Source organism: Variovorax sp. CAN15, from assembly GCF_030462475.1.
GTDB lineage: Bacteria > Pseudomonadota > Gammaproteobacteria > Burkholderiales > Burkholderiaceae_C > Variovorax.
On the sequence record NZ_JASMRZ010000032.1, the window covers coordinates 33,952 to 59,503 of the forward strand.

The following is a 25,552-nucleotide window of genomic DNA, read 5'->3' on the forward strand; positions in this document are numbered from 1 at the left end:
GTCAGACCAGGGGGATGGTCATTCGGTCGATGAGGCTGCGCGTGTCGGGCCGCACGCCGCGCCACCACAGGAAGGCTTCCGCCGCCTGTTCCACGAGCATGCCGACGCCGTCGGCCAGCTTCGGCACGCCGGCGTTCTGCGCCAGGCGCAGGAAGGGCGTCAGGCCCTTGCCGTAGGCCAGCTCGTAGGCCAGCCTCGCACCCTGCAGCGCCTGTGCGGGCAGGGGCGGTAATTCGGCCCTGAGGCTCGCGGAGGTGCCGTTGATGACGATGTCGAATTGCTCGCCCGCCAGATCGCCGTAGCCGCAGCCTTGCACGCGGCCATGCCCGGCAAACTGTTTCGCGAGGTCGACGGCCTTGGCCTCCGTGCGGTTCGCCAGCACCACCACGGCCGGTTGTTGCGCGAGAAACGGCTGCAGTGCGCCACGCACCGCGCCGCCCGCGCCGAGCACCAGCATGCGCGCGCCCTCGAGCGGGAAGCCCAGGTTGCGCTGAATGTCGTTGGTCAGGCCCACGCCGTCGAAGTTGTCGGCAAGGATGCGTTCGCCTTCGAACTTCAGCGCGTTGGTGGCGCCGGCGAGCTCGGCGCGTTCGAGCCGCTCGGTGGCCAGTGCATAGGCCTGCAGCTTGAACGGGGCGGTGACGTTCATTCCACGTCCGCCCGCCTTGTGGAATGCGTGCACGTCGTCGGCGAAGCGCTCCAGCGAGCCTTCGATTGCGCTGTAGTCGATGTCCTGGCCGGTCGCCTGCGCGAAGCTGCCGTGGATCATCGGCGACTTGGTGTGTCCTATCGGGTTGCCGATCACGGCGTACTTGTCGGTCATGGCTGCTTCCTTACTTGCTGTAGAGCACGCCGTCGGCCTGCATCTCGGCGATCTGCGCGGCGTCGAAACCGAGGCTCGCCGCGATTTCCGCGTTGTGCTCGCCCAGTTCGGGCGCCACCTGCGTGACCGAGGTGTCGCAGCCCGACATGTGGAAGGGCAGGTTCGGCAGGCGGATCTTTCCGAGCACCGGATGCTCCTGCTCGATCACCATGCCGCGCGCGCGGATCTGCAGATCGGCCAGCACTTCGTCGATGCGCTGAACCTTGGCGGCCGGCACGTCGATGCCGTCCAGCATCTTCAGCACCTGCGCGACCGGCCGCGCAGCAACCCACGGCTTCACCACCTCGAGGATCCCGGCGCGATGTGCATTGCGCCCGGCCGAAGCGTGCAGCCGCGTGTCGCTGCCGAAACCCGCGGGGCCGCCGTTCTGCTCGACCAGCGCGGCAAAGCGCTTCCAGGCGTCGTCCACCTGCGCGGCGATCACGAGGTCGCCGTCCTGCGCGCGGAACACGCCGTAGAGCGTGGAATTGGGCATGTCGTGCCCGGTCTGCACCGGCACCTCCTGGCCATTGGAGAGCGTGTAGCACTGCACCGCGTACTCGTGCATGGACACCAGCGTGTCGTACAGCGCCATGTCGATGTGCTGCCCGCGGCCGGACTTCACCCGCCCCAGCAGCGCCGCGTTGATTGCGGCGACCGCGTGGATGCCGGTGTACATGTCGCCCAGCGAGATGCGCAGCAGCGGTGGTGCTTCGCCCGGATTGCCGACCATCTGCATGATGCCGCTCTTCGCTTCCGCGATCAGGCCGAAGCCGGCGCGGTGCGAGTCGGGGCCGGTGTGGCCATAGGCCGAGATCGAGCAGTACACCAGGCCAGGATTGGTCTCGGCGAGTTCGGCATAGCCCAGGCCCAGCTTGTCGAGGGCGCCGGGGCGGTAGTTCTCGACGAACACGTCGGCGCTGTCGACCAGCTTCTTCATCAAGGCCCGGCCGCGTGGGTCCTTCGTGTTCACGCTGAGGCCCTTCTTGCCCATGTTCTGTTGCAGGAAGTAGCCGCTGTGGTCGCCGACGAACCACGCGTGCTGGCGCCCGGCGTCGCCCGTGCCGGGGCGCTCGACCTTGATGACTTCCGCACCGAGCGCGGCAAGGCAGCGGCCGACGTAGGGGCCGGCCAGGAAGTGGCTGTAGTCGATGACGCGCAAGCCTGCCAGCGGCAGCGCCTGTTTCGGTGACGTGCTCATGCCGGCTTCCTCGGCACCATCACGCGGTGCTCGCCCTTTTGCACGACCTCGTCGCGCTGGTTGATGAGTTCGGACGGCAGCACGAGGATGCCCCAGCCCGGCTTGCTCTTCGATTCGCGCTTGCTGCCGACGTGGAATTTCACGCGCACCGTGTCGCCGAGCTTGATGGGGGCCACGAAGCTCCATTCCCAGCCGAGGGACATGCCCGGCATGAAGCGCATGTCGCTCTTCGTCTTGAGCCCGTCGGCCACCGACAGGCCGAACAGCCCGTGCGCCACGCGGGTGCCGAAGGGCGTGGTGCGCGCGTAGGCTTCGTCGGTGTGAACGGGGGTGTGGTCGCCGGTGAGGTCGGCATACGCCATCACGCGCGCCTCCGTCACTTCATAGGGCGGGCTGATGCACTCCTGGCCGACGACAGCGTCGTCCCAGTACTTGTCTTCGATGGTCAAGGCGGTCATGGTGTGTGTCTCTCTGTATTGGTGACTGTTCTTCAGGCGCGGGGATCGATGGCGAGCGCGCGCGCCACGGCGCCGGCGCTGGCCTGGATGAATTCGACGGCCAGGCCGTCCGGCAGGCGCAGCCAGTTGCGGCCCTGCGGCATCTCGGTCACGCCGAAGGCCTGCGCGGCGGCGAGCGCGGCTTCGAGGTCTTCGCACATCACGCCGATATGGCCGAGGCGGCCTTCAGGCCCTGCGTGGTCCGGCTTGGCCATGAACTGCATGCCGCCGAGGGTCCAGTACTGCACCGGCTCTTCGAGCGTGCCCTGCACTTCGCGCATCGTCATGCCGCAGACGTCGTGGAAGAACCTGATGTGCCAGTGGATGTCCTTCACCCAGATGGCGACGTGCTCCACATAGGCGCGCGGCGTGCTCATTTCGCCTCCAGCCGGCGTTCGATGCCCTTGATGGCCGCAACCAGGGTCTGGTTGACCGGCGTCGGCACCTTGTGCTCGAGCCCTGCGCGCACCACCGCGCCGTTGATGAAGTCGATCTCGGTGACGGAGCCTTTCTCCAGGCTCTGCAGCATCGAGGTCTTGAACTCGTAGGGCAGGCCTTCGGCGGCCATCACCCATGCATCGCGCGGCGATTTGATCGAAAGTTTCACGCCGATGGCCCGCGCGACGGCCATGGCCTCAGCCACGGCAGCGATGGCCGTGGCCTCGATCTCGGGCACCCCGTAGAGGCTGCCGTACACCTGGCCCGTGATACCGCTGAGCGCGCCGGTCGAGACGTTGATGAGCAGCTTGTCCCACATCACGCCCATGATGTTGTCGCTGACCTCGCAAGGGAGTTGGGCGCGCTCGAACTCGGCCGCGATGGCCCTGGCGCGTTCGCTCAGGCTGCCGTCGAGTTCACCGATCACCGTGCGCTTGCCGCGCGTGCCGGCAATGACGCGGCCCGGGCCGAGCAGGACGCCGCCGACGTAGGTCTTGCCGGCGAGCACGTGCGCGCGGCCGGCGACGTCGGCCAGGATCTCTTCGTGGCCCATGCCGTTCTGCAGCGACATCAGCGCGGTGTCGGGTCCGACGATCGACAGCGCGCCTTCGATGGCCGAGCGCGTATGGAAGGATTTGACCAGCACGATCACCAGGTCGGCCGGCGGCAGGCCCTCGACGCTGGTCGCTGCGCGCACCTTGACGCGGCGCTCCGAATCGCCTTCCTTCATGAGGAGTCCGTCGCGGTTGATGGCGTCGACGTGCGCCTGGAAAGGGTCGACGAGCGTGACGTCCGACCCGCCGGCGGCGAGCGTGCCGCCGATGGCGCAGCCGAGGGCGCCAGCGCCCAGGAAATAGATCTTCATGCCTGTCTCTCGAAGGGGTGTCTCGAATGGATGCCGTGAAGATAGGTTTCGGTGAACATCTCGTCCATGACATGGGGCGAATGGTCTACATTCCGTTTTGAAATGAATGCCGATGACGACAACCTCGATGCGAGCGCGGGCCTGCTCAGCCTCAAGCTGCTGCGCCTGTTCGACCTGATCTACACCACGCAGAGCGTGACGCGCGCGGCCGACCAGCTCGGCCAGAGCCAGCCGACGGTGAGCAACTGGCTGGGCCGGCTGCGCAGGCACCTGGGCGACGAGCTGTTCGTGCGTACCGCCGCAGGCATGCAGCCGACGCCGCGCGCGGACGAGCTGATCGTTCCGGCGCGCGAGGCACTGGCGGCGCTGCGCCGCGTGGCCGCGCCGCAGGAAGTGTTCGATCCGTCGAGCGCCACAAGGCGCTTTCGCATCTGCATGACGGATGCCAGCCACATCACGCTGCTGCCGCAACTGCTGGCCCATGTGCGCGCCGTGGGCCCGGGCATTCGCCTGGAGGCCGCGCGCATCGACGAGCAGACCGGGCAGGCGCTGCAGTCCGGTCAGGCCGACCTCGCGATCGGACTGGTGCCATGGCTCGAATCAGGCTTCTATCAACAGGTGCTGTATCCGCAGGATTGGGTGTGCCTGGTGAATGCACGGCATCCGCGCGTCGGCGCGAAGGGCATGGGCCTGCGCGACTACAGGGCCGAGGCGCACATCGGCATCGTCGGCGGCACGGGCGTGCAGTTGCTGGAGGCGGCGCTGCTTCGGCACCGCGTCGAACGGCGCATCCTGCTGGAGCTGCCCGGCTTCCTGGGCCTGGCCGCCATCGTCTCGACCACCGACCTCATTGCCACCGTGCCCCGCCAGATCGGCGAGACGCTGGCGCGCACCAACGGGCTCGCGGTGTTCGACTGCCCGGTGCCCGTGCCGCCATTCACCGTCAAGCAGCACTGGCACGCGCGCTACAACCAGGACCCCGCGAATCGCTGGCTTCGCGGCCTGTGCGAGGGACTCTTTGCCAGGAAGTCCAAGGCTCGCAAACAAGAGGAAGGCCGCAGAGCCTAGTGCGCAAGCATCGCCTGAGCCGTTGCGCCCCTGGCCTCGCGCCGCTGGAACGCGCGGGGCCTCGCTGCAGCGCTCGATCCGTGGAGGGCGCACGCAAGCGCTTCCGCAGGACAGGCACGCGGCGGCGCGACATCATCGGTGTCTCCACCCGGGACACCGCGGGTGCTGCGCTCCCGGTCCACGCACGGTGCGCGCTGGATCAACGCACGGGCTTCTCGCCGAACACCTCGGCCATGAGGCCGACCAGCCACCGCAGGCCTGGATCGCCGTCGCGCGCCGCCGCCCACAGCAGCGACACCTCGTAGGCCGGTGTTTCGAAAGGCAGCGGGCTCACCGCGAGCCCGAGCGTGTCGCGCCACGTGGCGGCGGCGAAGGTGGGCACGGTGGTGATGGCGGGCATCTGCCGCACGATGAAGGGGCTGGTCGCGAAGTTGCGGCTGGAGAAGACCACCTTGCGCGCACGCCCCTGCTCGCGCAGCAGCTCGTCGAGGAGGCCGCTGAGGTCGGCGCTGAACGAGGTCAGCAGGTGCGGGTGGCGCAGGTACTCCTGCAGCGTGATGCGCTTGCCGCGCACCTTCACCAGCGCCGGGTTGTAGACGCAGACGAAGTGCCAGCCGAACAGCGCGCGCCGCCGGTGCCACGCGGCGCTGTCGGTGAAGACGCCCACCGCCAGTTCGATCTCGGCCGCGTCGAGCATCGCCGGCGCGTTGGTGCGCTCGGCCGCGCGCGCCACCAGTCGCACGCCCGGCGCCTCTTCGGAAAGCCGCTGCATCAGCCGAGGCATCAGCGCCACTTCGAGCGCATCGCTCAGCCCGACGCGGAACACGCGCTCGGCCTTCGCCGGATCGAACGCCGGCCGGGCATGCAGCGCCTGCTGCAGCGACAGCAGCAGCGGCTCGATGACGCGCGCGAGCTCCAGCGCGCGCGGCGTGGGCGTCATGCCGTGCGAGGTGCGCACGAACAGCTCGTCGCCCAGCGCGGCGCGCAGGCGCTTGAGCGCGCCGCTCAGTGCCGGCTGGCCGATGAACAGCCGCTGCGCCGCGCGCGTGACGCTGCGTTCGTGCAGCAGCGCGTGGAACACCAGCAGCAGGTTCAGGTCGAGCCGCCTGAAATCACTTTCGTTGATGTATTCCATGGTTCCAAACGATTTGAATGATAGGCCCGGTGTTCCTAACCTGAAGGCTCTTTCTCTATTTCTCTCTTTCCTTCTTTCATCGGACATTCAAAGGAGTCGTCATGGCCTTGGAACAGCAGCAGACAGTGGTGGTGGTCGGTGGCTCGTCGGGCGTGGGCCTCGAGACCGTGCGGCGCATGGCGGCCACCGGCGCGCGCGTGATCGCGACCGGCCGCGACAACGGCAAGCTGCAGGAAGCGATCGCCGGCATGGGCGCGAACGTGAGCGGCGCAGCCTTCGACGCCTGCGACCGCGGCGCGCTCGATGCCTTCTTCGACAACACCGGCCCCGTCGACCACCTGGTGCTGACGCTCAGCGGCGGCGAGGGCGCGGGCGAGTTCGCGCAGCTCGATCTTCAATCGCTGCGCCGCGGCTTCGAGGCCAAGTTCTGGCCGCAGCTCGAAGCGGCCCAGGCCGGCGCGCGCGTGCTGCGCAAGGGCGGCAGCCTGACCTTCGTGACGGCGATCTCCGCGCGCAACTCGCTGCCCGGCACGGCGGGGCTGGCGGCGATCAACGGCGCGATCGAGGCGATGGTGGGCAGCCTGGCGCGCGAGCTGCGGCCCAGCCGGGTGAATGCCGTGTCGCCGGGCCTGGTCGACACGCCCTGGTGGAACCGCGTGCCCGCCGCGATGAAGGACGACCTGTTCCGCCAGCAGGTCGGGATGCTGCCCGTCGGCCGCGTGGGCCGGCCGCAGGACGTGGCGCATGCGATCCAGTTCCTGATCGAGAACGGCTACACGACGGGGACCGTCATCGAGTGCGATGGGGGGCTGCGGCTGGTGTGACGTGACGGGTGCGCCGGCTCGCACAACGAAAAGTTTTGTTGGAAAAACAGCGGCAGATACAGAGCGATACGCAGGACCGGGTGAATGGCGGTTCGAGGGGCGACATTGGGACCTGTCAGCCCTTCCACCACCTTCAGTCACTCAGGAAATCCAATGTCAACGTCGTTCCAACTGCCCCGCAGAAGCTTCCTCGCCGCAACGGCCCTCGGCGCCGCGGCCGCCCAGCTCGCAGCGCTCACGCCGGCCTTCGCGCAGGCCGCCACCGGCGCATCTTCCAGGCGCCTCGAGCCGCTCAAGAGCATCGATGCGGGCACGCTCAGCATCGGCTACTACGAAGCGGGTCCGGCCGATGGCGCGCCGGTGATCCTGCTGCATGGCTGGCCCTACGACATCCACATGTTCGTCGACGTGGCGCCGGCGCTCGCGGCGGCGGGCTTCCGCGTCATCGTGCCGTACCTGCGCGGCTACGGCACCACGCGCTTCCTGTCGGCGGACACGCCGCGCAACGGGCAGCAGTCGGCGGTTGCCGTCGACATCATCGCGCTGATGGATGCGCTGAAGATCCAGGTTGCGACCGTCGCCGGCTGCGACTGGGGCGCGCGCACGGCCTGCATCATGGCGGCGCTGTGGCCGGAGCGCGTGAAGGCGCTGGTCTCGGTGAGCGGCTACCTCATCGGCAGCCAGGAGGCCGGCAAGGTGCCGCTGCCGCCGCAGGCCGAGCTGCAGTGGTGGTACCAGTATTACTTCGCGACCGAGCGCGGCCGCGCGGGCTACGAGAAGAACCGCCACGACTTCGCCAGGCTGATCTGGCAGACGGCATCGCCCAGGTGGAACTTCGACGCGGCCACCTTCGAGCGCAGCGCGGTGGCGCTGGACAACCCCGACCACGTGGCGATCACGGTCCACAACTACCGCTGGCGACTCGGCCTCGTCGAAGGCGAGGCGAAGCACCAGGCGCTGGAGAACCGGCTCGCCAAGGCGCCGGTGATCGCCGTGCCCACCATCACGCTCGAAGGCGATGCCAACGGCGCGCCGCATCCGGAGCCCAGCGCCTATGCGAAGAAGTTCTCGGGGCGCTACGAGCATCGGCTGGTCAGCGGCGGCATCGGCCACAACCTGCCGCAGGAAGCGCCCGAGGCCTTCACGAAGGCCGTGATCGACGCTGCGCGAGGCTGATAAAGCGCTGGAGCAACGGCCATGTGGAACATCCATCAGGCATACATCGACGGCGCCTTCGTGCCCGTGCAGGGCGGCGAGCGGCTCGAGATCCTCGACCCGGCCACCGGGCAGCCGATCGGCACCGTGACGCTGGCGAACCGAGACGACGCGAAGCGCGCCATCGAAGCCGCGAGCCGGGCGCAGCCAGTGTTGGCGGCCAGTACCAAGGCGCAGCGCAGCGCATCGACATGCTCAGGCGCCTCGAGGCCGCCATGCTGGCGCGCACCGAGCAGATCTGCGACGCCACCATCGAGGAGTACGGCGGCCCGCTGGCCCGCTCGCGATGGGTCAGCAACTACGCCTCGCAATGCTTTGCCGACACGGCGCGGATGCTGGAGGGCTACGAGTTCGAGCGCCGCATGGGCGACGCCGTCGTGCGCATGGAGCCGGTCGGCGTCGCCGGCCTCATCGCGCCCTGGAACAGCACGGCCGGGAGCATCTGCAGCAAGCTGGCCTCGGCCATCGCCGCGGGCTGCGCATCGGTGATCAAGCCCAGCGAGTTCAGTCCGCTGCAGGCGCGGGTCGTGACCGAGGCGTTGCACGAGGCCGGCTTGCCGGCGGGCGCGGTCAACGTGCTGCTGGGGCGCGGCGGCGACGTGGGCGATGAGATCGCCACCCATCCGGCCATCGCCAAGATCTCGTTCACCGGCTCCACGGCCACCGGCAAGCTCATTGCACGCGCGGGCCTGGACACGCTCAAGCGCGTGAGTCTCGCGCTGTCGGGCAAGTCGGCCACCGTGGTGCTGGACGATGCCGACCTGCCGACGGTGCTGCCCATGGCGCTGGGCGCGGCCTTCATGAACAACGGCCAGGCCTGCGTGGCGGGCACGCGCCTGCTGATTCCGAAGGCGCAGATGGCGCAGGCCATCGAGGGCCTGCGCGCGGCGGCGGCTGGCATGCGCGTGGGTGATCCGCGCGACCCCGCCACCGCCGTCGGGCCGCTGGCGAGCAAGGCGCAGTTCGAGCGCGTGCAGCACTACATCCGCCGGGGGATCGAGCAGGGCGCGACGCTCGTGACTGGCGGCGAGGGGCGCCCGGAAGGCTTCGACAGGGGCTGGTTCGTGCGCCCCACCGTGTTCGCGGGCGTGCGCAACGACATGGACATCGCGCGCGAGGAGATCTTCGGGCCGGTGCTCTCGGTGATCGGCTACGACGGCGAGGACGAAGCGGTGCACATCGCGAACGACTCGCCATACGGCCTGCAGGCATATGTCTTCTCCTCGCGGCAGCAGCGCGCGTTGAGCGTGGCTTCGAGGCTGCGCGCAGGCACGGTGCTGGTCAACCGCGTCACGCCCGAGCTGAGCGCGCCCTTCGGCGGCGTGAAGCAGTCGGGCATCGGCAGGGAGTTCGGGCTCTTCGGCATGGAGGCCTTCCTGGAGCCGAAGACCGTGGCCGTGGCGCAGCCCGGCTGAGATCGCGCCCGATGGCGCGGATGGGGCAGGCGTTATCCTGCCTCATGCTCCTGACAGACTCCGTGCCCTGCGCGTTCGCCCGATCAGCACAGGCGAGCGCCGGCAAGAGGCCGCCGAAGCCCTGGGCGTGGCTCGGCTTCGTTCTCTTCTTGTATATCGCGATCTGCGCATGCCCTGCATTCGCGCAGGCCAAGACCAGCCTCGTGCCCGTGCCGCCGATGAAGACGCGCGTGATCGATCTCACCAACACGTTGAGCGCGGGCGATGCCGACGGGCTGCGCCAGGAGATCGCCGAGCTCGAGAGCAGCACGCAGGCGCAGCTCGCTGTGCTGATCGTGCCGACCACCGGACAGGAGTCGATCGAGCAATACGCCACGCGCGTGTTCGCGCGCTGGAAGCTGGGCCGCAAGGACGAGGACGACGGCGTGCTGGTGCTCGTTGCGCTGAAAGACCGGAAGATGCGCATCGAGGTCGGCAAGGGCCTGGAGGGCACGATCACCGACATCCAGGCGGCCGCGATCATCGACAAGCAGATGGCACCGCGCTTTCGTGGCGGCGACTACGCGGGCGGCGTGCAGGCCGCGGTGCGGGCGCTGTCGGAGCTGATCGGCGCGCCGGCGGCGCCGGCATGGCCCGACACGCTCGCGTCGGACACCGCGTCCACGCCGCTGCCGATGGATGAGGAGGCAGCGCGCGAACCGGCTGYAGGCGGCGGAGGCCTCACGCCAGAAGGAAAGGCCTTCCTCGGCGTCATGCTGTGGAGCATCGGCGTGGGGGCATGGCACGGTCTCGGCGCGGGGCCCCTCGTCGGTACGCGGCGCCGCACCGCGCGGCCTCCTTCGCGCGGCAAGCGTTCGGGCAAGCGCGGGCGCCGCATCCAGCGTCCCGAGCCCTGGGCCGAGTCGCTGCAGGAGATCGAGCCTGAAGCGCCCCGCCGGCCGCGCGACTGGCGGCTCGTGCTCGGCCTGGTCGGCGCGGGTCCGGTGGGCGGGGCCGCCATGCTGCTGAACCCGTTCATGGCGGGGTTCCTGGCGATTCCGGCGCTCTTCCTGTACGGCCTGGGGTATCTCTGCGGGCGCGTGAAGGAAGTGGCCTATGTGCTCGGCAGCATCGCCGCGGTGATCGCGGCGCTGGTGTGCATCGCCTTCATGGTCGGCGGCGACGTGTTCTGGCCGGGCTTCCTGTGGGCGCTGGCGATCGGCGGCGCGGGCCTCCTGGTCACGGTCATCGTCTTCGGCATCCGCAACACCTGGCGGGACGGCGGCGCGCTCGGCTTCGTGATCCGGTGGATCGTCGTGCTGGGGGTGGTCGGCACGGTGGTCGTGATCACCGAGCCCGGCCCGTTGCCCGACGAGACATGGATTCCGACCGCGATCGCGACCGTTCTCGCGCTGCTGTTCATGTTCGTCTTCCCGACCTTCGCCACGGGCAGTGGCGACGGCGACAGCTCGGACAGCGGCTGGAGCAGCGGCTCGTCGAGCAGTTCCTCGAGCAGCAGCAGTAGTTCGTCGTCAGACAGCTCCTCGTCCGGCGGTGGCGGCTCCAGCAGCGGGGGCGGCGCCTCCGGCAGCTGGTAGCGGCCGGTCAGACCACCGGCACGCGCCTGGCGTCGGCCGGGTTCACGTTGCGGCGGTAAAGCACCAGCGTGGCGATCAGGCCGCAGACGGCGGCGCCCGTCATCCACAGGCCCGGCGCGCCCTTGTCGCCGGTCATCTCGATCAGGCCGGTGGCGATGGCCGGCGTGAAGCCGCCGAAGATCGCCGTGGCCAGGCTGTAGGCCAGCGAGAAGCCGGCGGTACGCACGTTGACCGGCATCACCTCGGTGAGTGCCACCACCATCGCGCCGTTGTAGCTCGCATAAAGGAAGGACAGCCACAGCTCCACTTCGAGCATTCGCGCGAAGCTGGGCGCGCCCACCAGCCACTTGAGGGCCGGGTACGCGGTGAGGATGGTCAGCACCGTGAACACGATCAGCAACGGCTTGCGGCCCACGCGGTCGGACAGCCCGCCCATGACCGGCAGCCAGAAGAAGTTGGAGATGGCCACGCACAGCGTGACGATCAGCGCGTCGGTGGTGCTCAGGTGCAGCACGGCCTTGCCGAAGGTGGGCGTGTAGACGGTGATCAGGTAGAACGATACGGTGGTCATCGACACCAGCATCATCCCGGCGATCACCAGGCCCCAGTTGGCGACCATCGAGCGGAAGATCTCGCGCGCGTCGGGACGATGCTTGCGCGCCATGAACTCCTCGGTCTCCTGCAGCGAGCGGCGGATGATGAACAGCACCGGCACGATCAGGCAGCCCACGAAGAAGGGAATGCGCCAGTAGAAGTCGCCGATCTCCTGCGGCGTGAAGGTCACGTTGAGCCAGTAGCCCAGCGCCGCCGCCACGACGATGGCCACCTGCTGGCTGGCCGACTGCCAGCTCACGTAGAAGCCCTTGTGGCCCGGCGTTGCCATTTCCGACAGGTACACCGACACCCCACCGAGCTCCACGCCGGCCGAGAAGCCCTGCAGCAGCCGGCCGATGAGCACCAGCAGCGGCGCCGCGAGGCCGATGGTCGCGTACGAAGGCACGCAGGCGATCAGGAGCGTGCCGAGCGCCATCAGCGCGAGCGTGACGATCAGGCCCTGGCGGCGGCCCACGCGGTCGACGTATGCGCCCAGGAAGATCGCTCCCAGCGGCCGCATCAGGAAGCCGGCGCCGAAGGTCATGAAGGTCAGCATCAGCGATGCGAACTCGTTGCCCGACGGGAAGAAGGCCTTCGAGATCTGCGTGGCGTAGAAGCCGAACAGGAAGAAGTCGAACATCTCCATGAAGTTGCCGCCGGTCACGCGCAGGACGGTGGCGAACTTGGAGGATGAGGCAGTGGAGGTGTGCGATCCGACAGCGCCCTTCGGCGCGTTGGAAGGCGCGGGATTCATGTCGTTGTCCCCTGTGGCATGTGTGACCGCCAAGGGTAGGCCGGGCTCCCCGACCGCAACCTGACTGCGGCGGTCAGGTAGCTGTCACTCTCCGGACGCGGCGGGTGGGCGGCGGGGGCGCTCAGGCCCTGCCGCTCAGGTCTTGTACTTGATCGAGCAGCCGTAGGGCCGCGTGGCGGAGGCCGAGATCGGCTTGCCGCCGAAGGCCTCGCCCAGCGCCTGGTTCACGTAGTTGGTCGCGGTCTTGATGTCGTCGGCGCGCGCCGAGGCGATGCTGTCGATGCCGCCCGCGTAAACCAGCGTGCCCTTGGGGTCGATGATGAAGATGTGCGGCGTGGTGCGCGCGCCGTAGACCTGGCCGATGACGCCGTCCTCGTCCATCAGCACGGCGGTGGGCGCGGCCTTCTGCGACTTCATCCAGGCGTCGAGCGCGTCGGGCTTCAGGTAGTCGGTGGCGGCGCGCTCGGTGGAATTGATGGCCAGCCACACCACGCCCTTGTCGGTCGCGGCCTTCTGCGTGGCGGGCATGTTGCCGCTGCCGTAGTGCTTGCGCACGAAGGGGCAGCCGGGGTTGGTCCATTCGAGCACGACGAACTTGCCCGCGAAATCGGAGAGCTTGTGCTTGGCGCCGGTGGTGTCGACGGCGACGAAATCGGGCGCCTGCTGGCCCACGGCGGGGGCCGCGGCGGCGTTGCTGCCCATCAGGAAGGTGGCGCCCAGCGCCACGGCTGCGGCGACGACGGCACGGCGGGAGGCCCGGCTCAGGGCGGCGCGGGCGTTGCGCGCGGCGCGGAAGGAACGCGAGTCGGCGGTTGGCGAAAGAGACATGGCCAGCTTGAACTCCAAAACAAAATTCCAAACAACAACTGCAGCTTAGAACGGTTTCTTCAAGTGCTTGTGACAACCCATGTCACGCCGGTGGTCAAAGCGCGGCCAGCGCGGCGCGGACTTCGTCCTTGCCCAGTATCTCCGTCAGCACGACCGGCGGCTTGCCCGGCGCCTGCAGCACGTACACCGGTACGCCGCTGCGGCCCAGCGCGGTGAGCGCGGCGGTGATGGCCGGATCGCGCCGGGTCCAGTCGGCGCGCAGCATCGCGACCTTCTTGGCGTCGAAGTCGGCCAGCACCTGCGCGTCGGACAGGGTGCTCTTCTTGTTGTACTGGCAGGTCACGCACCATGCGGCGGTGAAGTCGATGAACACCGGCCGGCCCGAGTCCGACAGCTGCGCCGCGCGCTCGGCGGACCAGGGCTGCCAGCGCTGGCCGGCCCCGTCCGTCGTGCCGGCCGATGCCAGCTTCGCCGGCTCCACCACCTGCAGCACGTTGCGGCCGATGGCGGCGGTAAGCACGGCGGTGAAGGCGATCAGCACGCCGGCGATCACCAGCCGCGTGCGCCCGCGCAACGTGAGCGCCCAGACGACGGCGGCCATGCACACCAGCAGCGCCAGCAGCGTGCCCGCGCCGTCGATGCCGCTTTGCTGGCCCAGCACCCACACCAGCCACGCCACGGTGGCGAACATCGGGAAGGCGAGCAGGCGGCGCAGCGTGCCCATCCAAGGGCCGGGCTTGGGCAGCAGGTAGGCCACGGCGGGCACGAAGCCGGCCACCAGGTACGGCAGCGCCAGCCCGAAGCCCAGCGCCGCGAACAGCAGCAGCGCCTGCGAGGCCGGCAGTCCGATGGCGAAGCCCAGCGAGGCGCCCATGAACGGCGCGGAGCAGGGCGATGCGATCACCACGGCGAGCACGCCCGACAGGAAGTCGTTGGCCAGCGGGTGCCTGGCCTGCGCGCTGCACACGGACGAGGGCGCGGCGCGGCCGAACTCGAACACGCCCGCGAGGTTCAGCCCGATCAGCGTGAAGAGTGCGGCAAGAGCAGCCACCACGCCCGGCGACTGCAGCTGGAAGCCCCAGCCCAGCCCGGCGCCCGCCGCGCGCAGCGCCAGCATGCCGCCGCCGAGCGCGAGGAAGGACAGCATCACGCCGCCCGTGTAGGCCAGCCCGGCCTTGCGGTGCGCGCTGGCGTTGCCCGCCTGCCGCGCAAAACCCAGCACCTTGATCGCGAGGATCGGGAACACGCAGGGCATCAGGTTCAGCAGCAGGCCGCCGAGCAGGGCGCCCAGCAGCGCGGCCATGAAGGTGGTGGAAGACGGCGCGGGCAGTTCAGCGGCCTTGGCCGCACCGGCATTGGCGGCATTGGCCGCGAGCGCCGCCTGCAGCGCGGCCGGCACCTCCGCGGCGCGCGGCGCGGCCGCCGCGGGCCAGGCGCCCGAGACAGGCGCCTCGGCGCGCCAGGCCACCGGCCGGCCGGGCTGGCGGTCGGCCTCGGGCAGCGTTACCACCACCGGCATGACGGTGGGGCTCGCGCTGCGCTGATCCGCCAGCGGCACGGTGGCGGTCCAGGTGTCGCCCTGCCAGGATTGGGTCCAGTCCTTGCCCGAGACGGCCGCGGTGCGGATCACCTCGGGGGTCTCGGGGAAGAACTCCAGCGTCTTGCCCTGCGCGGCGGCGGGCAGGCCCTCGAGCCGCACCTTCAGGCTGTGGCCGTCGACCTCCACGGCGCCCGGCTTTGCCAGCGGCTGGGGGGCGGAGGCGAGGGCTGCGTCGAACTCGGCCTTGTGCAGCGCGGTGGACCCCTGCAGCGGCAGGGCCAGCGTGAAGGTGCCTTCCTCGGGAATGCATTCCTTGCGGCAGACCAGCCAGGAGGCCTTGAGCTGGATGTCCATGGCCGGGGTGCCGCCCAGCGCCACCGGCGGCTTGTAGAGCGTGGACACCTCCAGCGGCACCGGCAGCAGCACCGTGTTCTCGTAGCCGTAGTTGGCGAGGCTGCCGACCGGGATCTTCCCGGGCGCCGGCCATGCGGTCTCGCCGGCCGAGACGCCCGCCGGCAGCGTCCACGTCATCTCGGTGGGCAGGCCGGAATCGCCGGCGTTCTTCCAGTAGGTGTGCCACTCGGGCTGGTGCGCGATCTGCAGGCCGACCCACACCGGGGCGCCGGGCGTCACGCCGTCGGGGGCGTGTGCGATGAGTTCGGCGCGCACATGGGGCGTGGTGACCACGGCGCCCGGCTTGGACCCCAGATCGGGTGTCGATTGCGCCATGGCCGGCATGCTGGCTGCGGCTGTTGCTATCAGAAGCGTAGCGAATTGGATGCGCGGGAAGATCATGCCGTCAGTCGGAGCAGTCGGTGGAGGCGAAGTTCCGGGTGTTTCGTTCAGGCAGCCGCGGCGCCCTGGGGAGCCCAGCCCAGCACCACGCGGCGGCTGCTGGCGCTCTTCTTCTCGATCTTGGTGACAACCATCGCGCCGATCTCGGCGGTGTTTGCAACATGCGTGCCGCCGCAGGGCTGGAAGTCGATCGCCGTCTCGCCCTCGCCCGCGCCGCCGATGCGGATGGTGCGTACCGTGCCCGTGCCGCGCGGCGGCTGCACGCTCATGCTCTTGACCAGCGCGGGGTTGGCGTCGAGCTCCTCGTCGGTGATGGCGCCCACCGTCAGCGGGTGGGCCGCCTCGACCAGCCGGGCGAGGCCGGCGGTCAGCGAGTCCTTGTCCAGCGGTTCGGTCATGTGGAAGTCGAGCCGTGCGTACTCGGGGGTGATGGAGCAGCCGTTCACCGGCTGCGGCACCAGGTGGCACAGGAGGTGGGTGGCTGTGTGGAAGCGCATCAGGCGGTGGCGGCGCTCCCAGTCGATGCGGGCGGCGAGCGCGTCGCCGGGCTTCAGCGCGGCCAAAAGTTCCTCTTGCCCGGGGGCCGGCACGTGGATGAACTCGTCGGTGGGCCGGCCTTCCGCGTCCTTGGCCTTGCGGGTGTCGGCGATGACGACTTCGCGGCCATCGGCCAGGGCCAGCACGCCGCTGTCTCCAGCCTGTCCGCCACCCAGCGGGTAGAACACCGTGCGGTCCAGCACGATGCCGGTGTCGTCGATTCGCACGATGCGGGCGTCGCAGCTGCGCAGGTAGGCGYCGGCGCGGAACAGGTCGTCGGTCATCCGGCGATGGTAGCGGCGATGCGCGAATGAGGTGCGCCCACGCCAGAAAGCGCCCACGGCCGACACTCCCCGGTGGGCCGGACTGTGGAAGATGTGCCGCAGGCGGCACGCCGCCGCCACGGCGCCGCATCAGTGCCGCATCAGTGCCGCATGAAGGAACACGCATGGAACGACAGCAGCAAGCACCCACCCGCATCGCGCCCTTCTGGCCCAAAGTCACTGCCGTGACCTTGGCCGCCGCGCTGCTCCTCGCCGGCTGCGGCGAGGCCGCCAAGCTCGCGCCCGAGCTGACGACCGGCCCGCGCCCGCAGCTGGCCGAGCCGAACAAGACCCTGATTCCCACCGTCAACGTCGCCCCCGCCGTCGGCTGGACCGACACCGCGACGCCCGTTCCCGCCGAGGGCCTGAAGGTGACGGCGCTGGCGCGCGGCCTCGATCACCCGCGCTGGGTCTACACGCTGCCCAACGGCGACATCCTGGTGGCCGAGAGCAACAAGCCGCCCAGGCCCGCCGACAGCAGCGACGGCGGCAGCGGCCCCGTCGCCGCCATTCGCAACTGGGTCATGGGCAAGGTCATGGGCCGCGCCGGCGCGGGCGTGCCCAGCGCCGACCGCATCACCCTGCTGCGCGATGCCGACGGCGACGGACAGGCCGAGGTGAAGCAGGTGTTCATGAGCAAGCTGCGCTCGCCCTACGGCATGGTGCTGGTGGGCAACGAGCTCTTCGTCGCCAACGCCGACGCGCTCGTGAAGGTGCCCTACACCGAGGGCCAGACATCCATTGCCGCCAGCCCCACGCTGGTGACGCAGCTGCCCGCCGGCATCAACCACCACTGGACCAAGAACGTGATCGCCAACGCCGACGGCAGCAAGCTCTACGTGACGGTCGGCTCCAACAGCAACATCGGCGAGAACGGCCTGCCGGCCGAGGAAGGCCGCGCCGCCATCTGGGAGGTCGACACCAAGAGCGGCGAGAAGCGCCTCTTCGCCAGCGGCCTGCGCAACCCCAACGGCATGGGCTGGGAGCCCGACACCCAGGTGCTGTGGACCGTGGTGAACGAGCGCGACGAGATCGGCAGCGACCTCGTGCCCGACTACCTCACCTCGGTGAAGGACGGCGCCTTCTACGGCTGGCCCTGGAGCTACTACGGCGGCGTGGTCGACGCGCGCGTGCAGCCGCAGAACCCTCAGATGGTGGCCAAGGCCATCGCGCCCGACTACGCGCTGGGCTCGCACGTCGCGCCGCTGGGCATGGTGTTCTCGCGCCCGGGCGGCATGCCCGAGCAATTCGCCAGCGGCGTCTTCATCGGCGAGCACGGCTCGTGGAACCGCAAGCCCAAGTCGGGCTACAAGGTGGTGTTCGTGCCCTTCATCGGCGGCAAGCCCAGCGGGCCGCCCATCGACGTGCTGACCGGCTTCCTCAGCGCCGACGAGAAGGCGCAGGGCCGCCCGGTGGGCGTGGCGCTCGACAAGGGCGGCGCGCTGATCGTGGCGGACGACGTGGGCAACACCGTGTGGCGGGTGTCGAGGGCCAGGTAGCCATTCGAATGGCCCCTCGCCGCGTTCAGCCCCGACGGGCCGACGACAGCCGTGGCACGAGCTGCGCCGCCGGCCCGTCGACCTTGCGCCGTGCCGTATCGCCGCGAAGGTGGTCGAAGAGCAGCGCGATGGCCTGCTGCGCCACCTCGTCCAGGTGCAGGTCCACGGCCGTGAGCGGCGGCACGCTGGTGCGCGCGCGAAGGCCGTCGTAGCGGGTGGCGACCATCACGTCCTCGGGGATGCGCCGGCCGGTCTCGAGAACCGCGGCGACGGCGCCCGTGGCGAAGGCATCCACCGGCACGCAGAAGGCATCGATGCCGGGGTGGGCCGCCAGCAGCGCCAGCGCGGCGTCGCGGCCGCCGCCTTCGCCGCTGGCCTCGTCGACCAGCGACAGCAGCGGCGCCTGCCCGTGCGCGGCGGCGAAGGCCAGGTAGGCAGTCTGGCCTTCGAGGTAGGAGTTGCGCTGCGCCGAGCCCAGGATCATCGCGATCCTGCGCGCACCCTGCGCATGCAGGTGCTCCAGCAGCAGCCGGGTGGTGTCCCCGGAATGGATGTCGACGTAGGGCGGCATGGCCGTCCCGCTTGTGGCGGCATCGGCCGCCTCGGCGGGCTTGCCGATGGCCACCACCGGCAGGCCGCGCCGCAGCAGGTAGTCCATGTTCGGGTCTCCGGCCGAGGGCTCGATGACCAGCGCCCCGTCCACGTCGAGCAGTTCCATCGGCACGCGCCCCGTTTCCATGGGCGGAGCCAGCACCAGGGCCAGGCTCCGGTCGAGCGCAGCGGAGGCCGCCACGGCCGCCACCTCCATCAGGAAGCCGAGCCGCGAAGGGCCGCCCGCCACAGCGAAAGGCATCGACGACAGCAGCACGATCATGTGCGCCTCGCCCGTGCGCAGCCGCTGCGCGTTGCGGTTGGGCCGGTAGCCCAGCTTCAGGGCGGCCTTCTCGACGCGCGCGCGGGTTTCGGCGTCCACCTGGCCGCGGGCGTTGAGCGCATGGGAGACGGTGGTGGGCGATACGCCCGCCTCGCGCGCCACGTCCTTGATGTTCGCTCGCGGCGATGGCTCGGTACTCATCCCGTTGACCTTTTCGAAAACCGGTGCTTCAATCCCCAAATCGTTTTGGGCGCGTTGTCCCGGAATGTACTTCACCCGCCTCGGCGGATTTTTTTGCGAGCACGCCCAAATCGATTTGGGCGCCAATCCGGTCAAAGGATTCGATCATGTCCCGTGTATCCGACGCCCCTGCCGTCGACGCCGTGCTGCCCGTTTCGCAACTGCTCCTGTTCGGCCTGCAGCATGTGCTGGTGATGGCTGCCGTGCCCATCACCTCGGTTTTCCTGGTGGCCAAGGCGCTGGGCCTGCCTGCCGCGCTCACGGTCAACCTGATCAGCGCCACCTTTCTGCTGTGCGGCGTGGGCACGCTGCTGCAGTCCTTCGGGCCATGGAAGTTCGGGGCGCGGCTGCCCTTCGTCATGGTGCCGGGCGGCGCGCCCATCGTGATGTTCGTGACCATCGCGCAGCAGCGCGACCTGCAGACCGCCTCCGGCGCGGTGATCCTCACGGCGCTGTTCTATTTCCTGGTGCTGCCGGTGTTCGCGCGCTGCCTGCGCTACTTTCCGAAGATCGTCATCGGCACCTTGCTGCTGCTGGTGTCCATCAACCTCGTGAAGGTGTACGGCGGCATCATCGCGGGCAAGGCCGGCACGCCGACCTTCGCCGACCCCGCGAACATCGGTCTGGCGCTGGCGACCATCGGCTTCACGGTGCTGTTCGCGCGGCTGTTCAAGGGCATGCTCGGGCAGCTGGCGGTGCTGCTGGGGCTGCTGGCGGGCACCTTGCTCGCGGCGGCCTGTGGGCTGATGGATTTCGGCGCCGTCGCGGCCGGCCCCTTCTGGAGCGCGCCGACGCTGCTGCCCTTCGGCATGCCGCATTTCGACGTGGTGGCGGCCGTGCCGTTGCTGATCTTCAGCGTGATCTCGATGGTCGAGGCCACGGGCCAGACGGTGGCGGTGGCCGAGGTGGTGGGCCGCAGGATCGATCCGCGCGACGCCGTGCCGCGCACCATCCGCGGCGACGCGCTGGTGTCGCTGGCGGGCGGGCTGTTCGGCACCTCGATGATCATCACAAGCGGCGAGAACATCGGCATCGTGCGCGCCACCAACGTGCGCTCGCGCTACGTCACCGCCACGGCCGGGGCGATCCTGATCCTCATCGCGCTGTCGGCGCCGCTGGGCCGCCTGGCCAGCGCCATTCCCTCGGCCGTGGTGGGCGGCACCGCGATGGTGGTGTTCGCGATCATCGGCACGATGGGCATCGACATGCTGCGCAAGGTCGACCTGCACGAGCGCGGCAACATGTTCGTGCTGGCCGGCGCGCTGACCATGGGCCTGCTGCCCATCGTCGTGCCGGGGCTCTACAGCCGCTTTCCCGACACGCTGCAGCTGGTGCTGGGCAACGGGCTTGCCATGGGATCGCTCACCGCGGTGGTGCTCAACATGGTCTTCAACCGCGTCCACGCGGAGCGCGCCGAGCTGGCGCCGGCTTCGCAGGCATGAGCCCGGCCGCGCTTCCTTCCCTTTCTTCTTTTCCTCTTCGACATGTCTCCTGACCTCGACGCCGCGATGCTCGCGGCCGACGAGCTGCTGCTCGTTCCCGATCACCTGATGCTGCGCGACGGCCCCGTCGCCGGCCATGCCGTGCTGGTGGCCGGCGGCCTGTTCCGCGATGTCGGCCCCGCCGGCGTCCTTGCCGCGCGCCACCCGCATCTCGCGCCGCTGGCCCTGCCCGGCAAGCTGCTGATGCCCGGCATGATCGACGCGCACCACCACCTGACCCAGTCCTTCGGCAAGTCGCTGGCCTATGGCGAGCCCTCCGAGATATTCCGCCGGGTGTGGGTGCCGCTCGAATCCAGCCTGGACGACGAGTTCGTCTACCTGGCCTCCAAGCTCGCGGCGCTCGAGTCGCTGCGCGGCGGCTTCACCACCGTCTGCGACGCGGGCACGCGCGCGCCGGGCGACATCGGCGCCATCGCGGCCGCCGTGCAGGAAGCGGGGCTGCGCTGCGTGCTCGGCCTGATCTGCAACGACGGCGGCAACGACAGCAGTGCCGGCGAGCGCCGGGAGATCCTGGCACGGGCCGGGCAGTTCCTCGGCCGCTGGCCGCGCGAGGGGCTGGTGCATCCGTCGCTCGCCATCTCGGTGCCCGAGGCCGCCTCCGACGAGATGCTCGCGAGCGTCTCGGCCCTTTGCGCCGAAGCGCGCACCGTGTTCCAGACGCACGTCAACGAACACCTCGCGTCGGTCGAGCGCTCGGTGGTCCAGCGCGGCAGCCGGCCGCTCGAGCTGCTGGCGCGGCTGGGCGCGCTGGGCCCCCAGGTGCTCATCGCGCACGGCACGCTCGTCACGCCGTCCGAACTGGTGCTGCTGCGCGACACCGACACCGCCGTGAGCTACAACCCCGTCGCCAGCCAGTGGAAGGGCAACGCCGTGGCGCCCGCGAACCTGATGGCGGCCATGGGCATCCGCTTCGGCCTGGGCACCGATGCCACGCGCAGCGACGCCTTCCGCCTGATGGATGCGGCCGAGGCGGCGCAGAAGCTGGCCTTCGGGCTGGCCATCGGCGATGCGTCGAGCGGGGGCGGCTGGACCTGGTTCGACCATGCCACGCACGAGGGTGCGCGCGCCGTGGGCCTGGACCACCTGAGCGGCGAGATCGCAGCGGGCAAGCAGGCCGACTTCCTGGTCGTCGACGTCGACACGCCCGAAATGTGCACCTCCGTCGATCTCACCTGGGACCTGGTGCGCCTGGGCAACCGCGACCAGATCACCGCCGTGTTCGTGGCCGGACGCCTGCGCCTGTGGGAAGGATGGCCGCCCGACTGGGACGCCCGCGCGCTGCAGCGCCGGCTCGCGGAGCTCGCGCATGCGGCGATGGACCGCGCGCCCATCCTGCGCCTGCATCCGACGGCGGCCGAGCATCGGCGCCTGTGCCGCACGCGCGCCGACGGCGGGCTCGGGCTTGGGATGGGGCCGCAGTGAGCGCGCAGCATCTTCTTCTCGTCTCCGCCGCCGTGCTGTTCGCCGCCTTCGTGCAGGGCGCGACCGGTGTCGGATTCGCATTGATCGCCGCGCCGGTGATCGGCATCGTGCGCCCCGACCTGCTGCCGGTGTGCGTGCTGGTGCTGATGCTGCCGCTGAACTTCTACGTGATGTGGCGCGAACGCGGCGCGATCGACCGTGTCGGCGCCGGCTGGATCAGCGGGGGGCGCCTGCTCGGCACCGGCGGCGGGCTATGGGTGCTGGCGGCGTTGAGCGCGAGCCACCTGTCGCTGTTCGTCGGCGCATCGACCATCGCGGCGGCGCTGGTCACGCTGATGATGCCGGCCTTCTCGCCCGGGCGCGGCGCCTTCGTGGCGGCCGGCCTCGTCACCGGCGTCACCGAGACCGCGACCGGCATCGGCGGGCCGCCGCTTGCGCTGGTCTACCAGCACCAGCCGGCGCCCGCCATGCGCTCGACCATCGCGCTGTGCTTTCTGGTCGGCGAGCTGGTGTCGCTGGTCACGCTGATGGTGGCTGGGCGCATCGACGGTTCGCAGCTGCAGGCCGCCGCGCTGCTGCTGCCCGCGCTGGTGGCGGGCGCGGTGCTCAGCCGCGTGGTGCACCGGCACGTCAACGGGCGGGTGCTGCGCGTCTTCGTGCAGGTGTTCGCGATCGTGTCGGGCGCGGCCCTGCTGCTGCATTCATTCTGAGTCGCCGTGCGCGGCCAGCCAGGCCGCGCGGCCGAGCCTGTAGAGCCGGTGCCGGCGCAGCGCGTGGCCTTCGGGCACCAGCGGATGGTCGAAGGCGCCGGCCACGTCTTCCTTCATGCCGATACGCTGCATCACCGCCGCCGAGCGGGTGTTGTTCCATGCGGTGAAGGCGACGATCTCGTCCAGCCCGAGCCGTTCGAAGCCCACCTGCAGCGCGGCGCGCGCCGCCTCGCTCGCATGGCCGTGGCCCCACCACTTGCGCGCGAAGCGCCAGCCGATCTCCACGCAGGGCGAGAAGGGCAGCTCGGCCATGGGTGAGTTGAGCCCGGTGAAGCCCATGAACTCGCCCGATTCCCTGTGCTCCACCGCCCAGAAGCCCCAGCCGTTCCCGGCGATGCGCGAGCGCGTGCGCGCGACCGCCGCGTCGCTGTCGGCGCGCGTGGGCAGCGGCAGCAGGAACTCCATCAGCAGCGGGTCGCCCGCGAGCTCGTAGAAGGGGGCGAGATCGCTGTCGCGCCATTGGCGCAGACGCAGGCGGGGCGTGTCGAATTCGATGATGTCGGCGGTCATGCCGCCGATTGTGCTGGCTCAGAATCCGGCCAGCACCACCTTGCCCTGCGCCTTGCCGCTCTCGATGAGCGCATGCGCCTTGCGCAGGTTGGCGGCGTTGATGGTGCCGAAGCTCGCGTTCGCCGTGGTGCGGATGCGGCCCGCGTCGACCAGCGCGGCCACCTCGGCCAGCAGCGCGCCCTGCTCGGCGATGTCGGGCGTCTCGAAGCGCGAGCGCGCGAACATCATTTCCCAGTGCAGCGAGATGCACTTGGTCTTCAGCGGCATCGCGTCGAGCACCTTCATGTCGTCGATCACCGCGAGCTGGCCCTGGGGCTTGAGGCTTTCGATGATCTGCGCGTAGTGCTGGTCGGTCTGCGTGAGGCTGGCGACCATGTCGACCTCGCCGATGCCCGCGGCCTTCAGCTCGGCGGCCAGCGGCTTCGAGTGGTCGATGACCGCGTGCGCGCCCAGCTCCAGGCACCAGGCACGCGTCTCGGCGCGCGAGGCGGTGGCGATCACGCGCAGCTTGGTCAGCTGGCGCGCGAGCTGGATGAGGATGGAGCCCACGCCGCCGGCACCGCCGGTGACCAGCAGCGTCTGGCCTTCGCCGCCGCCCTTGGGCACGCGCAGGCGATCGAACAGCAGCTCGTAGGCGGTGATGGTGGTCAGCGGCAGCGCGGCGGCCTGCGCGTCGTCGAGGCTCCTGGGCGCGAGAGCGGCGATGCGCTCGTCCACCGCATGCAGTTCGGCGTTGGTGCCGGGGCGGATGATCGAGCCCGAGTAGTACACGCGGTCGCCGGGCTTGAAGTTCTTCACGCCGGCGCCGATGGCCTCGACCGTGCCCACGGCGTCCCAGCCCAGCACCTTGGCCTGGCCGGCCTCGGGCGCGGCGTTCTTGCGGACCTTGGTGTCCACGGGGTTGACCGACACCGCCTTCACGCGCACCAGCAGGTCGCGTGCGCCGGGCACGGGCGCGGGCAGCTCGATGTCCTGCAGCGATTCGGGGTTGTCGATGGGGAGGGGCTGGTAATAGCCGACGGCTTTCATGGCGAATGCACCTTTCAATGACGATGGCTGAACTGTAGGATCGCAAGGCTGGTTTGATAAGTAGGGCGAAATCAGCAACAGTTTCAAATGAAGATTGAAAATATCTCCGATCTGCAGGTGCTGGTGCACACGGCGCGGGCGGGCACGCTCACCGCGGCGGCGCATGCGCTGGGGATCACGCCGGCGGCTGCCAGCGCAACGCTCAAGCGGCTGGAGGCGCAGCTCGGGGCGCGGCTGTTCGAGCGGTCGACGCGGGCGATGCGCCTCACGCCGCAGGGGCAGACGCTGCTCGACTACGCGGTGCGGGCCTTCGAGTTGCTCGACGAGGGGGAGTCGCTGGTCACTGCCGATCGCGGCGAGCTGGTCGGCACCCTGCGCGTGGCTTCGCCTTCGGATCTGACGCGCAGCACGCTGCTGCCTTGGTTCGACGAGTTCCTGGCGCTGCATCCGGGGGTGCAGCTGTCGCTGTCGGTGGGAGACCGGCCGCTGGACGTGATGCGCGACGAGGTCGACGTGGCGCTGCGTTATGGCGCGCTGGCGGATTCGCGGCTGGTGGCTCGGCCGTTTGCGTTGACCAATCCGCTGCTCACTGCTTCACCCGACTACCTGCGGAGGCATCCGGCGCCCCGGGTGCCGCAGGATCTGGTGCATCACAACTGCCTGATCTTCAATCGGTCGGGGCGGCGGCATCGGGTGTGGCGGTTCGCGCAGAACGGGCAATGGGCGGAGGTGCGGGTGAATGGGAATCGCAGCGTGGACGATGCTTCGCTGGCTCGGGAGTGGACTGTGGCGGGGTATGGGATCTCTCTGAAGTCTGCGCTGGATGTGCGTGATGACATTCGGGAAGGGCGGCTCGTTCGGTTGCTGGCGGATTGGGAGACTGATCCTTATCCGTTGCATGCTTTGCTGCCTAGTGGGAGGTTTGTGCCGGCTCGGGTTCGGGCTTTCGTCGAATTTCTTGCTCTCAAATTCGAGGCTTTGCTGGCTTCGGGGTGAGGTTGTTTCCCGGGGCCGGGTCTCGGCCCGGCGGCCGACCTACTTTTCTTTGCTTCGCCAAAGAAAAGTAGGGGCGGTTTCAATTCTGAAGTGCAACACACTCGATCCTGAAGGGAAGAGCTTGCATGACCAGGAGTTACGAACAGCTGAGTGCCGAAGAGCGAGGGATGATCATGGCGATGAAGCTGCAGGGCAGCAGCGCCAGATTGATCTCCCGGACCTTGCGGCGTGCTCCCAGCACG

23 protein-coding genes and 1 pseudogene are annotated in these 25,552 nt (G+C 69.6%); 11 read left to right on the plus strand and 13 right to left on the minus strand.

Annotated features, from left to right (window positions below; all coding sequences use genetic code 11):
• Position 1: 1 nt before the first annotated feature.
• Genes aroE through QMO14_RS19510 form a run of 5 tightly spaced genes read right to left on the minus strand, consistent with a single transcriptional unit; the run spans position 2 to position 3,863 of the window.
• Positions 2–823 (minus strand): shikimate dehydrogenase, encoded by an 822-nt coding sequence (gene aroE, locus QMO14_RS19490; RefSeq protein WP_301509101.1) that lies wholly within the window; start codon positions 821–823, stop codon positions 2–4.
• Between the two features lie 10 nt (positions 824–833).
• Positions 834–2,063, minus strand: coding sequence for a CaiB/BaiF CoA-transferase family protein (locus tag QMO14_RS19495; protein WP_301509102.1), 1,230 nt, complete (start codon positions 2,061–2,063; stop codon positions 834–836).
• A complete protein-coding gene (locus tag QMO14_RS19500; RefSeq protein ID WP_258355227.1) occupies positions 2,060–2,512 on the minus strand; it encodes a MaoC family dehydratase in 453 nt (150 codons plus the stop codon). The genes QMO14_RS19495 and QMO14_RS19500 overlap by 4 nt, the downstream gene beginning before the upstream one ends.
• 41 nt (positions 2,513–2,553) lie before the next feature.
• On the minus strand, positions 2,554–2,937 hold the full coding sequence (locus QMO14_RS19505) for a VOC family protein (RefSeq protein ID WP_301509103.1): 384 nt from the start codon (positions 2,935–2,937) through the stop codon (positions 2,554–2,556).
• Positions 2,934–3,863, minus strand: a complete 930-nt coding sequence (locus QMO14_RS19510; protein WP_301509104.1) for a ketopantoate reductase family protein — start codon at positions 3,861–3,863, stop codon at positions 2,934–2,936. Before QMO14_RS19510 ends, QMO14_RS19505 begins: the two co-directional genes overlap by 4 nt.
• A 102-nt stretch (positions 3,864–3,965) precedes the next feature.
• Here QMO14_RS19510 and QMO14_RS19515 point away from each other — a divergent pair, with 102 nt between their 5' ends.
• Positions 3,966–4,931 (plus strand): LysR family transcriptional regulator, encoded by a 966-nt coding sequence (locus tag QMO14_RS19515; protein ID WP_301509105.1) that lies wholly within the window; start codon positions 3,966–3,968, stop codon positions 4,929–4,931.
• 199 nt (positions 4,932–5,130) lie between these two features.
• On the opposite strand, the gene QMO14_RS19520 is transcribed toward QMO14_RS19515, so the two are convergent.
• The gene (locus QMO14_RS19520; RefSeq protein ID WP_301509106.1) at positions 5,131–6,066 is read right to left on the minus strand and encodes a LysR family transcriptional regulator; all 936 of its coding nucleotides are present in this window, start codon (positions 6,064–6,066) and stop codon (positions 5,131–5,133) included.
• Positions 6,067–6,167: 101 nt separating this feature from the next.
• Between QMO14_RS19520 and QMO14_RS19525 the strand changes: the two genes are divergently transcribed.
• The 4 genes and pseudogenes from QMO14_RS19525 (at position 6,168) to QMO14_RS19540 (ending at position 11,097) form a co-directional block, all read left to right on the plus strand.
• Complete coding sequence (locus QMO14_RS19525; protein ID WP_301509107.1) at positions 6,168–6,890, plus strand: SDR family oxidoreductase; 723 nt, start codon at positions 6,168–6,170, stop codon at positions 6,888–6,890.
• Between the two features lie 153 nt (positions 6,891–7,043).
• Entirely contained in the window at positions 7,044–8,066 is a 1,023-nt protein-coding gene (locus QMO14_RS19530; protein ID WP_301509108.1) for an alpha/beta fold hydrolase, read from the plus strand.
• Positions 8,067–8,087: 21 nt separating this feature from the next.
• Positions 8,088–9,520: pseudogene (locus QMO14_RS19535) on the plus strand (aldehyde dehydrogenase family protein).
• 44 nt (positions 9,521–9,564) lie between these two features.
• A complete protein-coding gene (locus tag QMO14_RS19540) occupies positions 9,565–11,097 on the plus strand; it encodes a YgcG family protein (protein ID WP_301509109.1) in 1,533 nt (510 codons plus the stop codon).
• Positions 11,098–11,104: 7 nt separating this feature from the next.
• Here QMO14_RS19540 and QMO14_RS19545 read toward each other — a convergent pair whose 3' ends face one another.
• The 4 genes from QMO14_RS19545 to QMO14_RS19560 all read right to left on the minus strand — a co-directional run bounded on the left by QMO14_RS19545 (position 11,105) and on the right by QMO14_RS19560 (position 16,429).
• Positions 11,105–12,445: an MFS transporter gene (locus QMO14_RS19545; RefSeq protein WP_301509110.1), complete on the minus strand. Its 1,341-nt coding sequence runs from the start codon at positions 12,443–12,445 to the stop codon at positions 11,105–11,107.
• Positions 12,446–12,580: 135 nt separating this feature from the next.
• Positions 12,581–13,273 (minus strand): thioredoxin family protein, encoded by a 693-nt coding sequence (locus tag QMO14_RS19550; protein WP_301509111.1) that lies wholly within the window; start codon positions 13,271–13,273, stop codon positions 12,581–12,583.
• Positions 13,274–13,367: 94 nt separating this feature from the next.
• Positions 13,368–15,551 (minus strand): protein-disulfide reductase DsbD, encoded by a 2,184-nt coding sequence (locus tag QMO14_RS19555; RefSeq protein ID WP_301509122.1) that lies wholly within the window; start codon positions 15,549–15,551, stop codon positions 13,368–13,370.
• Between the two features lie 104 nt (positions 15,552–15,655).
• Positions 15,656–16,429 carry an alanyl-tRNA editing protein gene (locus QMO14_RS19560; protein WP_301509112.1) on the minus strand — a complete coding sequence of 258 codons (774 nt, stop codon included), beginning with the start codon at positions 16,427–16,429 and terminating at the stop codon, positions 15,656–15,658.
• 164 nt (positions 16,430–16,593) lie between these two features.
• Between QMO14_RS19560 and QMO14_RS19565 the strand changes: the two genes are divergently transcribed.
• Positions 16,594–17,967 (plus strand): sorbosone dehydrogenase family protein, encoded by a 1,374-nt coding sequence (locus QMO14_RS19565; protein ID WP_301509113.1) that lies wholly within the window; start codon positions 16,594–16,596, stop codon positions 17,965–17,967.
• Between the two features lie 25 nt (positions 17,968–17,992).
• Here QMO14_RS19565 and QMO14_RS19570 read toward each other — a convergent pair whose 3' ends face one another.
• Entirely contained in the window at positions 17,993–19,042 is a 1,050-nt protein-coding gene (locus QMO14_RS19570; protein ID WP_301509114.1) for a LacI family DNA-binding transcriptional regulator, read from the minus strand.
• A gap of 146 nt (positions 19,043–19,188) precedes the next feature.
• On the opposite strand from QMO14_RS19570, the gene QMO14_RS19575 reads away from it, so the two are divergent.
• The 3 genes from QMO14_RS19575 to QMO14_RS19585 are packed head-to-tail and all read left to right on the plus strand — an operon-like array spanning position 19,189 to position 22,715.
• Positions 19,189–20,523 carry a uracil-xanthine permease family protein gene (locus QMO14_RS19575; RefSeq protein WP_301509115.1) on the plus strand — a complete coding sequence of 445 codons (1,335 nt, stop codon included), beginning with the start codon at positions 19,189–19,191 and terminating at the stop codon, positions 20,521–20,523.
• Between the two features lie 42 nt (positions 20,524–20,565).
• Entirely contained in the window at positions 20,566–22,005 is a 1,440-nt protein-coding gene (locus tag QMO14_RS19580) for an amidohydrolase family protein (RefSeq protein ID WP_301509116.1), read from the plus strand.
• Positions 22,002–22,715: a sulfite exporter TauE/SafE family protein gene (locus tag QMO14_RS19585; RefSeq protein ID WP_301509117.1), complete on the plus strand. Its 714-nt coding sequence runs from the start codon at positions 22,002–22,004 to the stop codon at positions 22,713–22,715. The genes QMO14_RS19580 and QMO14_RS19585 overlap by 4 nt, the downstream gene beginning before the upstream one ends.
• Here QMO14_RS19585 and QMO14_RS19590 read toward each other — a convergent pair.
• Together QMO14_RS19590 and QMO14_RS19595 are read right to left on the minus strand one after the other, a co-directional pair.
• Positions 22,707–23,285, minus strand: a complete 579-nt coding sequence (locus QMO14_RS19590) for a GNAT family N-acetyltransferase (RefSeq protein WP_301509118.1) — start codon at positions 23,283–23,285, stop codon at positions 22,707–22,709. The genes QMO14_RS19585 and QMO14_RS19590 overlap by 9 nt on opposite strands.
• An 18-nt stretch (positions 23,286–23,303) precedes the next feature.
• Entirely contained in the window at positions 23,304–24,314 is a 1,011-nt protein-coding gene (locus tag QMO14_RS19595) for a zinc-binding alcohol dehydrogenase family protein (RefSeq protein ID WP_301509119.1), read from the minus strand.
• 87 nt (positions 24,315–24,401) lie between these two features.
• Between QMO14_RS19595 and QMO14_RS19600 the strand changes: the two genes are divergently transcribed.
• Complete coding sequence (locus QMO14_RS19600) at positions 24,402–25,310, plus strand: LysR family transcriptional regulator (protein WP_301509120.1); 909 nt, start codon at positions 24,402–24,404, stop codon at positions 25,308–25,310.
• Positions 25,311–25,435: 125 nt separating this feature from the next.
• The coding region (locus QMO14_RS19605) for a helix-turn-helix domain-containing protein (RefSeq protein ID WP_301509123.1) at positions 25,436–25,552 on the plus strand (117 nt) is incomplete at its 3' end.